The 13,477-nt window shown below is 67.7% G+C and carries 9 protein-coding genes; 7 read left to right on the forward strand and 2 right to left on the reverse strand.

Going from position 1 to position 13,477, the window contains the following annotated elements:
* Window positions 1-36 precede the first annotated feature (36 nt).
* The 7 genes from P5F91_RS00585 (at window position 37) to P5F91_RS00615 (ending at window position 11,143) form a co-directional block, all read left to right on the forward strand.
* Window positions 37-1,584 (forward strand): tryptophan halogenase family protein, encoded by a 1,548-nt coding sequence (locus P5F91_RS00585; protein WP_145612821.1) that lies wholly within the window; start codon window positions 37-39, stop codon window positions 1,582-1,584.
* Window positions 1,581-3,431: an alpha-amylase family glycosyl hydrolase gene (locus tag P5F91_RS00590; protein ID WP_277906128.1), complete on the forward strand. Its 1,851-nt coding sequence runs from the start codon at window positions 1,581-1,583 to the stop codon at window positions 3,429-3,431. Before P5F91_RS00585 ends, P5F91_RS00590 begins: the two co-directional genes overlap by 4 nt.
* A complete protein-coding gene (locus P5F91_RS00595; protein WP_277906129.1) occupies window positions 3,428-5,062 on the forward strand; it encodes an alpha-glucosidase family protein in 1,635 nt (544 codons plus the stop codon). Before P5F91_RS00590 ends, P5F91_RS00595 begins: the two co-directional genes overlap by 4 nt.
* 40 nt (window positions 5,063-5,102) lie before the next feature.
* On the forward strand, window positions 5,103-7,163 hold the full coding sequence (locus tag P5F91_RS00600) for a glycoside hydrolase family 97 protein (protein WP_277906130.1): 2,061 nt from the start codon (window positions 5,103-5,105) through the stop codon (window positions 7,161-7,163).
* Between the two features lie 2 nt (window positions 7,164-7,165).
* Window positions 7,166-8,113, forward strand: coding sequence for an alpha/beta hydrolase (locus P5F91_RS00605; protein WP_145612818.1), 948 nt, complete (start codon window positions 7,166-7,168; stop codon window positions 8,111-8,113).
* Window positions 8,114-8,157: 44 nt separating this feature from the next.
* A complete protein-coding gene (locus P5F91_RS00610) occupies window positions 8,158-8,643 on the forward strand; it encodes a hypothetical protein (RefSeq protein ID WP_277906131.1) in 486 nt (161 codons plus the stop codon).
* A 118-nt stretch (window positions 8,644-8,761) separates the two neighbouring features.
* A complete protein-coding gene (locus P5F91_RS00615) occupies window positions 8,762-11,143 on the forward strand; it encodes a glucan 1,4-alpha-glucosidase (protein WP_145612816.1) in 2,382 nt (793 codons plus the stop codon).
* An 87-nt stretch (window positions 11,144-11,230) separates the two neighbouring features.
* Here the strand turns inward: P5F91_RS00615 and P5F91_RS00620 are convergent, their stop codons facing one another.
* On the reverse strand, window positions 11,231-12,298 hold the full coding sequence (locus P5F91_RS00620; protein ID WP_277906132.1) for a class I SAM-dependent methyltransferase: 1,068 nt from the start codon (window positions 12,296-12,298) through the stop codon (window positions 11,231-11,233).
* Window positions 12,299-12,427: 129 nt separating this feature from the next.
* A complete protein-coding gene (locus tag P5F91_RS00625) occupies window positions 12,428-13,456 on the reverse strand; it encodes a LacI family DNA-binding transcriptional regulator (protein ID WP_145612814.1) in 1,029 nt (342 codons plus the stop codon).
* Window positions 13,457-13,477 lie beyond the last annotated feature (21 nt).

Here is a 13,477-nt window from a genome sequence, read left to right on the forward strand (position 1 = left end):
GGGACGTACCGGCAACAGCGACCTGGAAGACAGGCCATGACGTTCGCCCCCCTCCGCGACATCGTCATCGTTGGCGGCGGCACCGCCGGATGGATGACGGCCGCCCTCTTCAGCCACATCCTCGGTCCCGGCGGCCACCGCATCCATCTGGTGGAATCCGAAGAGATCGGCACCGTGGGCGTGGGCGAGGCGACCATTCCCCCCATCGCCATCTTCAACCGCGCCTTGGGCCTGGACGAAAACGATTTCCTGCGTCAGACCCAGGGCACCATCAAGCTGGCCATCGAATTCGTGGACTGGCTGCGGCCGGGACACCGTTACCTGCACAGCTTCGGCGCTTTCAGCCGGTCGCTGGGGCTGGGCCATTTCCAGGATTTCTGGCTGCGAGCCCACCGCCTGGGCCTGACGGATGATTGGGAACCTTACATCCTGAACAGTGTGGCAGCCCGGCGCGGACGCTTCATCCGGCCCGACCCGCGCCGGCAAAGCCCGCTTGAGCCGCTGGCGCACGCCTTCCACATTGATGCCGGGCTTTACGCCCGCTATCTGCGGCGGTTCGCGGAACAGCGGGGCGTGCGCCGGACGGAGGGCAAGATCGTCCGCACCGTGCTGCGCGCCCATGACGGCTTTGTCGACGCGGTGGAGATGGCGGACGGTACCCGCGTCGCCGGGGACCTGTTCATCGACTGTTCCGGCTTTCGCGGCCTGTTGATCGAGCAGGCCCTGAACACCGGGTTCGAAGACTGGACGCACTGGCTGCCCTGTGACCGGGCCTGGGCCGTGCCCAGCGCGCATGACGGGTCGGCCGCCGCCCTGACGCCCTACACCCGCTCCACCGCGCGGCCCGCCGGCTGGCAGTGGCGCATCCCGCTGCAGCACCGTACCGGCAACGGCTACGTCTATTCCAGCCGCCATGTCAGCGATGACGAGGCGGCTGCCACGCTCATGGCCAACTTGGACGGCGAGGCCTTGGCCGAGCCGCGTCCGCTGCGGTTCACCGCCGGTCGCCGCCGTCGCTTCTGGAACCGCAACGTCGTGGCCGTGGGCCTGGCCGGCGGGTTCATGGAGCCCCTGGAATCCACCAGCATCCACCTGGTCCAGTCCGCGATTTCCCGCCTGATCACGCTGCTGCCCAATCATTCGTCGCCCGATGGGGGTTTCGATCCCGCCGTGGCGGACGAGTTCAACCGCGCGTCGGCCATCGAGTATGAGCGCATCCGCGATTTCATCATCCTGCACTACGCGGCCACGGAACGCGACGGCAGCCCCTTCTGGCGGGAGTGCCGGGACCGGCCGGTGCCGGAGGAATTGGCCCGCCGCATGCGCGTCTTCCGGGCAATGGGCCGCGTCGCCCGCGACCACGACGAACTGTTCAGCGAGGTGAGCTGGCTGCACGTCTTCCTGGGGCAGGGGGTTTGGCCGCGTGATTACCATCCCCTGGCCGACCAGTTGTCGGAGGAGGATCTGCGCTGTTTCCTGGACGACATCAAGGCGGCGGTGGCGCGCGAGGTGGACGCCATGCCCTCCCACGCCGACTTCATCGCCCGCCACTGCAAGGCCGACAGCCTGACGAGGACCGCATGATGCCCTTCAGCCGCCGTCTGGCGCTGCTTGCCACGACCATGATCATCGCCGCCGGGACCCTGCTGCCGGCGGGCATCTCCCGGGCCCGGGCCGCCGACTATCGCGACCGCCTGGCGGAGGATGAGGTGGTCTATTTCCTGCTGCCCGACCGCTTCGACAACGCCGACACCGCCAACGACACGGGTGGCCTGGGCGGCGGGCTCGGCGGCGACCGGTCGGTCACCGGCTATGACCCGACCGACAGCGGCTATTATCACGGCGGTGATCTTAAAGGCCTGATCCGGCGGCTGGACTACATCCAGGGCTTGGGCGCCACGGCCCTGTGGGTCGGCCCGGTGTTCAAGAACAAGGCGGTGCAGGGGGCGCCTGGCCACCAGTCCGCCGGCTATCACGGCTACTGGATCACCGACTTCACCCACGTCGATCCGCATCTGGGCACCGACGACGACTTCAAGGCCCTGGTGGACGCGGCGCACGCGCGCGGCATGAAGGTCTACCTGGACATCGTCATCAACCACACGGCCGACGTCATCCAATACAAGGAATGTGTGGGCAAGCCTTGTCCCTACCGCTCCAAGGCCGACTATCCGTACACCCGCAAGGGCGGCCCGGCCGGTCCGGCCATCAACGCCGGCTTCCAGGGCGACGAGGTCCGGACGGAAGAGAACTTCGTGCGGCTGACGGACCCGGCCTACGCCTACACCCCTTTCGTGCCCGAGGCGGAACAGCATGTTAAGGCGCCGGAGTGGCTGAACGACCCCCGCTACTACCACAACCGCGGTGAATCCACCTTCAAGGGCGAAAGCTCCCTCTACGGCGACTTCGGCGGCCTGGACGACGTGATGACCGAGCATCCGGCCGTGGTGCGGGGTTTCATCGACATCTACGGCGCCTGGATCGACCGCTATGGCATCGACGGCTATCGCATCGATACCACCCGCCACGTGAACCCGGAGTTCTGGCAGGCCTTCGTGCCCGCCATGCTGGAACGCGCCAGGGCCAAGGGCATTCCCCACTTCCATATCTTTGGCGAGGTGGCGGACACCGACGGCCGGGTGGCCATCCTGGCCCGCCATACCCGGGTGGACAAGCTGCCGGCCGTGCTGGATTTCGCCTTCCGCCGCGCCGTGGTCGACACGGTTGCCGGCACCAAGGGCACCGACAGGCTGGCCCTGATGCTGGACGGCGACGCCCTGTATGAGGGCGGTGAGGATGCGGCGCGCCAGCTGCCCACCTTTGTCAGCAACCATGACCACGGCCGCTTTGCCTACTTCGCCCGCAAGGCCTTCCCTCAGGCTGGGGAGGACGAGATCCTGAAGCGCGTCATCCTGGCCAATGCCCTGATGTTCACCCAGCGCGGCGTCCCGGTCGTCTATTCGGGAGATGAGCAGGGCTTCAGCGGCGGGGAGGATCGCGCCGGCCGCGAGGATATGTTCGGCAGCCGGGTCGCGTCCTACAACGCGGAACGCCTGGTGGGCACGACGGCCACCACCGCCACGCCCAGCTTCAACCCCGACCATCCCCTCTATAAGGCCCTGGCCGAGATGGCGCGCCTGCGTGAGGCGGAGCCGGCGCTGCGCCGCGGCCGCAGCGTCCTGCGCTACGCCGGTGAAAAGCCGGGTTTGTTCGCCGTCTCGCGTATCGACCCCGCCACGGGGCGGGAGGTGCTGGTGGCCGTCAACACCGGGACCCAACCGGTGAGCGCCCAGGTTGAGGTCGGGGCCCAATGGACCAGTTTCACCGCCTTGCACGGCTCATGCGGCCCTGCCCCTACCGCCCCCGGCAGCTATGCTGTCCGGGTGGCCCCCCTTGATTACGTTGTCTGCGCATCTGGAGAGGCTTCATGACCATGGAACACCCCACCCATACCGGACCGGGCGGCGCCCGACCCTGGTGGCGCGGGGCGGCGATCTACCAGATCTATCCGCGCAGTTTCGCCGACGCCAACAACGACGGGGTGGGCGACCTGCCCGGCATCACCCGGCATCTGGACCATGTCGCCAGCCTGGGCGTGGACGCCATCTGGCTGTCGCCCTTCTTCACCTCCCCCATGCGCGACTTCGGCTATGACGTGTCCGATTTCCGCGATGTCGATCCGCTGTTCGGCACCCTGGCCGATTTCGACGCCTTGGTGGCCCGCGCGCATGCGCTGAACCTCAAGGTCATCATCGACCAGGTCTATTCCCACACCTCGGACCAGCACGCGTGGTTCCAGGAAAGCCGCCAGGACCGCACCAACCCCAAGGCCGACTGGTACGTCTGGGCCGATGCCAAGCCCGACGGCAGCCCGCCCTGCAACTGGCAGTCCGTTTTCGGCGGCCCGGCCTGGACCTGGGATGCGCGGCGGCGCCAGTACTACCTGCACAACTTCCTGACCGAACAGCCAGACCTGAACGTGCACAATCCGGTGGTGCAGGACGCCCTGCTGGACGTGGCGCGCTTCTGGCTGGACCGGGGGGTGGACGGCTTCCGCCTGGATGCCATCAACTTCTCCATGCACGACCCGGCCTTCACCGATAACCCGGTGAACCCGGATACGCACGCCGTGCGCACGCGGCCCTTCGATTTCCAGCTGCATTCCAAGAACATGTCCCACCCGGACATCCCGAAATTCCTGGAGCGCATCCGCGGCGTGTTGGACAGTTACGATGGCGACCGCTTCACGGTGGCGGAGGTGGGGGGGCCGGACGCCGACCGCGAGATGAAGGCCTTCACCGCCGGCGACACGCGGCTGAACAGCGCCTACGACTTCAGCTTCCTCTACGCTGACACGCTGACCCCGGCCCTGGTGCGCAAGGCGCTGGAGCTGTGGCCGGATGAACCCGGCCTGGGCTGGCCCAGCTGGGCCTTTTCCAACCACGACGCGCCGCGCTGCGTTTCGCGCTGGGCAAAGCCGGAGGACCGCGCGGCCTTCGCCCGCATGGCGGCGCTGCTGCTGGTTACGCTGCGCGGCAACATCTTCTTCTACCAGGGGGAAGAACTGGCACTGACCCAGGTGTCCATTCCGTTCGAGCAGCTGCAGGACCCCGAGGCCATCGCCAACTGGCCCCTGACCCTGGGCCGCGACGGTGCCCGCACGCCCATGCCGTGGACGTCCGGCGCCCCCAACACCGGCTTCAGCACGGTCCAGCCCTGGCTGCCCGTGGGCGCCGACCATGACGCGATGGCGGTGGACCGGCAGCAGGCCGACCCCCACTCGCACCTGGCGCTGACCCGCCGGGTGCTGGGCCTGCGCAAGGCGCATGAGGCGCTGGCCGTGGGCGGGATGCGCTTTGTCGAGGCCGGCGAGCACGTGCTGGCCTTCGAACGCAGCCATGGCGACGAGACGCTGCTGTGCCTGTTCAACTTCGGGCCCGGGGCCTGGACGACGCCCGAGGGGGCGAACTGGCCGGTGGTGGACAGCGTGGGTGAACCCCAGTCCGGCACCCAGGGCTGGACCCTGCCGCCCTTCGGCGGGCTGGTGCTGTCACGGCCGTAAGGCTCTGATCCGAAAAGAAAAAAATGGGAGGGCGGTGGTGATGGTTTCCCTGACAAGGCGCCTGGGGGCGCTGGTGGTTTTGGCACTGGTGCTTATGGCGTTGCCGGCCCTGGCGGAAACACCGGCCAAGGTCGTGGCCACCATCGCCTCCCCCGCCGGCACTCTCGCCGTGCGGGTGGAGCTGGATGGGGAGGGGCGGCCAGCCTATGCCGTCACCCGCCGTGGGGCGGAGGTCATCGCCCCCTCCCGCCTGGGTTTCCTGTTCACCGATGCGCCGAAGATGGAACGCGGCTTCACCCTGGCCGGCCAGTCCACCCGCACGGTGGATGATACCTGGGAACAGCCCTGGGGCGAATGGCGCACCATTGCCAATCATTTCAACGAACTGCGCGTGCGGCTGAAGGAAAAGGCGGGGGCCGCGCGCGAGTTGGACGTGGTGTTCCGCGTCTATGACGATGGCGTCGGCTTCCGCTATGAATTCCCCGACCAGCCGCAGCTGAAGACCGTGCGCATCGCGGACGAACTGACCGAGTTCGCCGTGGTGCGGACAGGGGAGGCATGGTGGACCCCGGCCGGGGAGTGGGACAGCTACGAATACATCTACAACCACACCCCCCTGGCGGAGCTGGGCCAGGCGCATACCCCCCTGACCATCCGCACCGACGACGGCACCCACATCGCCCTGCATGAGGCGGCGCTGGTGGACTATGCCGGCATGTGGGTGCGGCGGGTGGACGGCCAGCGGCTGAAGGCCACGCTGTCGCCCAGCCCGCTCGGCGCCCGCGTGGTGCGCCAGGCGCCCTTCACCACGCCGTGGCGCACCCTGATCTTCGCCGACAGCGCCGGCGGCCTCTACCAATCGCACCTGGAGCTGAACCTGAACGAGCCCAACGCCCTGGGCGACGTCAGCTGGGTGAAGCCGGAGAAGTTCGTGGGCGTGTGGTGGGAAATGCACCTGGGGTCCGCCAGCTGGGCCACCGGCCGCAAGCACGGCGCCACCACCGCCAATGTGCGCAAGCATATCGACTTCGCGGCCGCCAACGGCATCGGCGGCGTGCTGGTGGAAGGCTGGAACGTGGGCTGGGACGGCCAGTGGTTCGGCAACGGCAACGACTTCGACTTCAAGAAGCCGACGCCCGACCTGGACTGGGCCGGCATGGCCGCCTACGCCCGGTCCAAGGGCGTGAACCTGATCGGCCATCATGAGACCGGCGGTTCCGTCAGCCATTACGAAAGCCAGCTGGACGCCGCCCTGGATTACGCCCAGGGCCTGGGGATCCCCGCCATCAAGACCGGCTATGTCACCGATGACGGCGATATCGAGCGGGTGGAACCCGATGGCACAACCCTGCGCGAATGGCACGATGGCCAGTGGATGTCCCGCCACTACCTGCGCGTGGTGACGGAGGCGGCCAAGCGGCACATCGCCATCGACAGCCACGAGCCCATCAAGGATACCGGCCTGCGCCGCACCTATCCCAACTGGGTGGCGCGGGAAGGGGCGCGGGGCATGGAATACAACGCCTGGGGCAACCCTAAGAACCCGCCCAACCATGAGGCGACGCTGGCCTTCACCCGCATGCTGTCCGGCCCCTTCGACTTCACGCCCGGCGTGGTCAGCCTGACGGGCAAGGACAATACCCGCATCCCCTCCACGCTCGCCAAGCAGCTGGCGTTGTACGTCGTGCTGTACAGCCCGGTGCAGATGCTGGCCGACCTGCCGGAGAACTACGCCAAGTACCCGGATGCCCTGGCCTTCATCAAGGCGGTGCCGGTCGACTGGTCCGACACCCGCGTGCTGAACGGCGAGGTCGGGCAATACGCCACCTTCGCCCGCAAGGGCAGGAAGGGAGATGACTGGTACATCGGCAGCGTGGGCGATGACCAGCCCCGCACCCTGACCGTGACCCTGGATTTCCTGGACGCCGGCCGCGACTACACCGCCCATATCTACCGCGATGGCCCGAACGCCGACTGGCACACCGACGGCCATCCCATGATTGTGGAGACCCGCACCGTGCACCGGGGCGACACGCTGAGCCTGCCGCTGGCGCGCGGCGGTGGGGCGGCCGTGCAGCTGGTGGCGGGCAAGGGGCATTGATCATGATGACACTGACCCGCCGCACGGCCCTGGCCTGCCTGGCCGTCGCCACCCTGCCGGGGACGCCCGCCTTCGCCGGTGCGCTCTCCCCCACCGCACCGGACGGCCCCGGTCCCCTGCCGGGACGCTTGGTGGATATGGGCGACATGGCATCCGCCCATGCCAAGGCGCGCCGCGTCACGGTCTGGCTGCCGCCGGACTATGATGCCAGCCAGGATCGCTATGCCGTTCTTTACATGCACGACGGCCAGAACCTGTTCGACGCGGCAACGGCCTATGGCGGCCAGACCTGGGGCGTGGGCCAGCATCTGACCCGCCTGATGGCGGCCGGCACGGTGAAGCCGACGATGGTGGTGGGTATTTGGAATACCGACCTGCGCTCGCAGGAGTACGCCCCCAACCTGGACGGCCGATTGCCGGCGGAGCTGCAAGGCCTGGCGGGCTCCCCCCTGTCCGACGGCTATCTGCGCTTCGTGGTGGAGGAGCTGAAGCCCGCCGTCGATGCCCGCTTCCGCACCCGTCCGGCACGGGCGGACACGGTGGTCATGGGCTCCAGCATGGGCGGCCTCATCTCCCTCTACGCGCTGTGCCGGTATCCCCAGGTGTTCGGCGGCGCCGGGGCCCTGTCCACCCACTGGCTGGTCAGCACCCAGGGCGACCTGGTGAACGCCCACGACCCCCGCCTGGACCGTGTCGCCGCCCTGTTCCGCGACTACCTGCGCGACCGTCTGCCCCGCCCCGGTGACGGCAAGGTGTACTTCGACCACGGTACCATCAACCTGGACAGCCTCTACGGTCCCTACCAGGACAAGGTGGACGCCCAGATGCGGGCACAGGGCTATCGCGAGGACGTGGACTTCATGACCCGCGTCTACCCCGGCGCCGACCACAACGAGGCTTCATGGCGCGCGCGGCTGGACGTGCCGTTGGGGTTCCTGTTGGCGCGTTGAGCATATCGCCGGTTCGGGCCCTTGAGCGTAGCTACTCCAGCCTGATGTGGCCGACCATCAATACGGTGGTCAGCGAAGTCATATTGAAGCGCCGGCACTTGCAGCGTGACGGTCGCTACCGTGGCGGCATTTGCGGTCCCCGTGGATGCATGGGAGCGCAGGATAACGATTCCATCTTCCATAAACCGCTCCTTACGGCCCGGGCGACGCTGTCGCCTGGTGGCGCCGGCACTTTTGGCATTAGAATAAGGCCAACTGCGGGGCAGGCGAAGATGGACGATAGGGAAAAGCAGCTGCGGCGCATTCTGTTTCGAACGAAGATCATCCTCGCAACCATCGCCCTCAGCGTGGTTGTGCTGCTCGTCGAAGTCTTCAAAATGCCTTGGTGGCTAGCGATCGTTTTTGTTGTCGTCGGTTTCATCCTCAACGGCCTACTTGCCGTATGGGAAGACGATCTACCCGGCGGCTTCAACAATCCCCATCCGCCGAAAGTGCGCATGCCGCGCCAGCGCTGGCCTTGGTCGCGATAGCCGCATCCCACATACGTATTTCTCCCTTCCGTCTTCAGCCTCCCATACGTATTCAAGCCCTTGTGCGGTGCACTGCGGGGGACAGTGGGGCCTGCTGTCTTTTGAGCCTGGTGATGGAATGACGAACAATAAGACGATGGGACGGAAACGGGCGGCCGCGCTGATGGTGATGCTGCTGGCTTCAAGCATGACGGGGGCCGCTTTCGCCGCCGTGGCGCCGGGGGCGCCGGGGCAGGCGGCGACGGGCGCCTACGCGGGCAAGACCGGCATCGGCACAGCGTATCACGCCTACGATGCGCAAGCGGGCAAGGCGGTGCCGTCGCGCGTCTGGTTCTCGCTGGCCAAGGGGGTGGTTACGGAGACGATGTACGGCCTGATCCATGAGGTGCAGTTGCGCGAGCTGAAGCTCGCCATCCAGGGCGACGGCTTCCTGGATGTGGAGGACAAGGATACCGACAGCACCACCAGCTATCTGGATGTCGATGCCGCCGGCCGTCCCCGCTCGCTGGCCTACAAGGTCGTAAACAAGGCCAGGAACGGCAAGTACGAGATCGAGAAACAGGTCTTCACCGACCCCGCCGCCGACACGCTGGTGGTGCGCGTGACGGTGCGGGCCAAGGGCGGTACGGTCACCCCCTTTCTGCTGGTGGACCCGCAGATGGGCGGCACCGGCGGCGGCGACAAGGCCGATGTGGTCGACGGCGCCCTGCACGCCTATGAGGGCGACCGCCATCTGGTGGTGAAGGCCGCCCCGGGCTTCAAGACCGCCAGCGTGGGCTTCGTCGGCGCTTCCGACGGGCTGACCCAGTTGCAAAAGGCCGGCAAGCTGGAGGGCAGCTACACCACCACCGGCGACAAGGCCGGCAACGTGGCCCTGGCGGGCGCCCTGGCGCCCGTGACGGGGGAAGCAACCTTCGACATCGTCGTCGGCTTCGGCGACAGCGCCAAGGCGGCGGACGCCGCCGCCACGGCCACGCTGAAGCGCGGGCACGACGCCGTGCTGGCGGCGTATGATGCCGGCTGGGAAGGATACCAGGCCAAGCTGGCGCCCTTGCCGGACCTGGCTAAGGTCGCCATGGATGGCGGCAAGCTGTTGTACGCCAGTGCCCTGGTGCTGAAGGCGCAGGAGGATAAGACCCATCCTGGCGCGCTGATCGCGTCGCTGTCCGCGCCCTGGGGCGACACGCAGAAGGCGGACAAGCCGGCGACGGGCTACAAGGCGGTGTGGCCGCGCGACTTCTACCAGTGCGCCATGGCCCTGCTGGCCCTGGGCGACAGCGAGACGCCCAAGGCGGCGCTGGCCTACCTGAAGACCATCCAGGTGGGACCGAAGACGCCCGGCAACCATGGCGACGGCGGCTGGTTCCTGCAGAAGACGCATGTGGACGGCACGCCGGAATGGGTGGGCGTGCAGCTGGACCAGACGGCCATGCCGCTGATGCTGGCCTGGCGCCTGTGGCGCAACGGCGTCATCAGCGACGCCGAGGCCACCGCGCTCTACACCAGCATGGTGAAGCCGGCCGCCGACTTCCTGGTCAAGGGCGGTACCGCCGGCATCGGCTGGAACAAGGCCACCATCCACCCGCCCGTGACTCAGCAGGAACGCTGGGAGGAGCAGGCCGGCAACTCCCCCTCCACCACGGCGGCGGTCATCGCCGGCCTGGCGGCGGCGGCCGAACTGGCGGGCCAGGCGGGCGATGAGGCGGCGGTAAAGCGCTACTACGCCGCCGCCGACACCTATTCCGCCGGGCTGGAGGCCGCGACGGTCACCACCAACGGCCAGCTGGCGCCGAAAGGATCGAAGGCGGGGTATTACCTGCGCATCGCGCCCACGGGCCAGCCCAACGCCCACACGCCCCTGGCGGTACGGAACGGGCAGCAGGCGCTGACGGAGGATGCCTATGTCGACGGCGGCTTCCTGGAGCTGGTGCGCTATGGCGTGCGGGCGCCCAGCGACCCCGTCATCAAGTCCAGCCTGGCGGTGCTGGACGACGAGACGCTGCCGGAGAACCTGCGCGTCAAGTACACTTTCCACTTCGATGGCGACGCCACGGCCTACCCCGGCTGGCGCCGCTACGGCAACGACGGCTATGGCGAGGATCGGGCGACCGGCGCCAACTATGCCGTCAGCGGCAGCATGACCCCCACCCAGCGCGGCCGCGTCTGGCCCCTGCTGACGGGTGAGCGCGGGCATTACGAGCTGGCGCTGGCGGCGGCCAAGGCCGGCGGGGCCAAGCCGGCGGAGGTGGAGGCCATACGCACCACCTACGTCCGCGCCATGGAACGCTTCGCCAACCAGGGCCTGATGATCCCGGAACAGGTGTGGGACGGGGTGGGTAGCGATGGCGGCCGCGGCTACAAGGCCGGCGCCGGCACCGATAGCGCGACGCCTCTGGCCTGGGCGCACGCGGAGTATGTGAAGCTGCTGCGCTCCCTGCACGACGGCGGGATCTGGGACCTCTACGCCCCCGTGGCGGTGCGCTACGCGACGAAGCCGTGAGTGACTGCAATCCCCGGGGCCGATGGGCTCCGGGGATCAGCGGCGCGGGCCGCCGCAGGATCGGGCACGTCCGCCGATGGGGAAGCCTCAGGCTTTGGTCAGCACGTAGCTGCTGACCGCCGCCGCCAGGTCCGCCGGGGAGTAGTGGGCGAAACGGGGGTGCAGGCGGGTGTGGTCGATATACCCGTCGGGCGCCGCCATCAGCCGCACGACGCTGCCGTGGAAGCCGCTCAGCACGAACAGGGATTCCAGGTCGCCGGCGCGCAGGCCGTTCACCTCATCCAGGATGCCGTCATAGTACATGTGAAAGGAATGCTCGATGTCCTCCCGGTCGGCCGAGATGGCGCGGTGATCGGTGAAGTCCACCGTGTGCACGCATGCGCCATCGTCCTTCAGGATTTCCCGCTGTCGCGCGAGGGCGCCGCGCATGTCTTCCACATGCTCCAGCACCGAATTGCTGCACACCAGGTCGTAATACCCGTTGTCCATCATGTCGGTGTTGTTGAACAGCCGGACGGGTCCGAAATCGATCACGCGCGGGCCGCCGGCGTTCAGGCCATCCAGCTTTTCCTCCAGGCCGGAAAAATCCAGGGCGGCTACCCGCTGCTTCATCGTCGCCGGCGTGGCGCCGAAGACGGCGAAAGCGTCCGGCGTGTCATATAGCCAGCGGATGGTCTGAAAGACGCTCTCCGCCACCATGTCAGGGCTGACGGGGTAGGGCTCGAACGCGTCCGCCTGCTCGAACCCGATGGCGTAGAGTATGATGGAGGCGGACAGGGACGACCATACGCCGGCGCCGAAGTCCAGGATGCGCGACCGCCGGATGCGGTCAGGGTCAAGGCGGTGCTCCTGCTTGCAGACCTGCAGGGCCTGGCTGAAATTGTTGATGACGGCGCGTGTCTTCACCGCCGTCAGCTCCCCGCCGACTTGGCGCAACAGCTTCTCGATGCGCACCTTTTCCTGCGAGACGATGCCGGTGAGGTAGCGGTTGGCGTATTTGGGCCGGGCCAGTTCGACCGTCCACACCTGCCGCAGCACCGGCGTCAGGTAGCCGGTGGACTCCAGTTCCGCCAAACCGCTCTCGCGGGTCTCCGGCGCGGCCAAGTCCATCATCATGGAAATCAGGGATCGCCCGTGGCTGGGTCGTTGCAGCACGTCCAACTCCAATCGGGGTGTATGCCCGGTCGCCCCAACGACGTCCCCCCTTGCTGGCCCCACCATGGGGATACCGCACGCCTAGGATGTTGGCAACAACCGGGGGTATGGCGGCCGTCCCGACGGGGGTCAGGCGCCGCCGCAGCTGCCCCGCACCACCAGGCTGGTGGTGATCTGCGTCGTCTCGATGGGGCGGCCGTCGATCAGGCGCAGCAGGTTTTCCACCAACAGTTCCCCGGCGGCGGCGGTGTCCTGGCGGATGGTCGTCAGGGGGGGTGAAGTGAAGGGGGCGGCGACGATGTCGTCAAAGCCCACCACCGCCACATCCTCGGGCACGCGCAAGGATCGCTCGCGCAGGCCGTTCATGGCGCCGATGGCCAGCAGGTCGCAGGCGCCGAACACGGCGTCGATGGGTCCCTCGCGGTCGATCAGGTTCAGGATGGCCTGGTGCCCGACCTCCTCCGAGGCGGCGGCATCGGCGTACAGCGCTTCGATCACCGGCAGGCCCGCTTCGCCCAGCGCCTCGACATAGCCGGTGTAGCGGTCGCGGAATTCGGGGCAATGCTCGGAAATGTCGCCCAGGAAGGCGATGCGCTTGCGGCCGCGCGCGATCAGGTGGCGCACGCCCTCGCGGGCGCCCTGGATGTTGTCCGACCCGATGAAGTGACCCGGCTGGCCCGGGACCACGGGGCCCCAGGTGACGAAGGCGGTGCTGACCTCATCCAGGCGGCTGATCTTGTCGACGTAGCGCAGATAGTCGCCATAGCCCAGGAAGATCAGGCCGTCGGCCCGCTTGGACGCGGCGTAGTCCGCACTCCAGTCGTCGCTGGATTGCTGGAAGCTGATCAGCAGGTCATAGCCGCGCCGCGCCGACGCCTTGGTGATGCTGCTCAGCATGGACAGGAAGAAGGGGTTGATCAGCGACTGGCTGGTTACCGGGTCTTCATACAGCAGCAGGGCCAGGGTGTTGGTCTTCTGCGAGCGCAGATTGCGGGCGTTGACGTCGACCTTATAGTTCAGCAGGCGGGCCGCCTGGGCCACGCGCTGGCGGGTATCCTCGCTGACCATCGCGTCGTTGCGCAGGGCGCGGGACACGGTGGACTGCGACACGCCGGCCAGTTCGGCGATGTCGAACGATGTCGGACGCTTGACCCGCATCCCCTTGCTTCCGGCCTCTTG

The organism is Nitrospirillum amazonense, assembly GCF_029594735.1.
Taxonomy (GTDB): Bacteria; Pseudomonadota; Alphaproteobacteria; order Azospirillales; family Azospirillaceae; genus Nitrospirillum; species Nitrospirillum amazonense.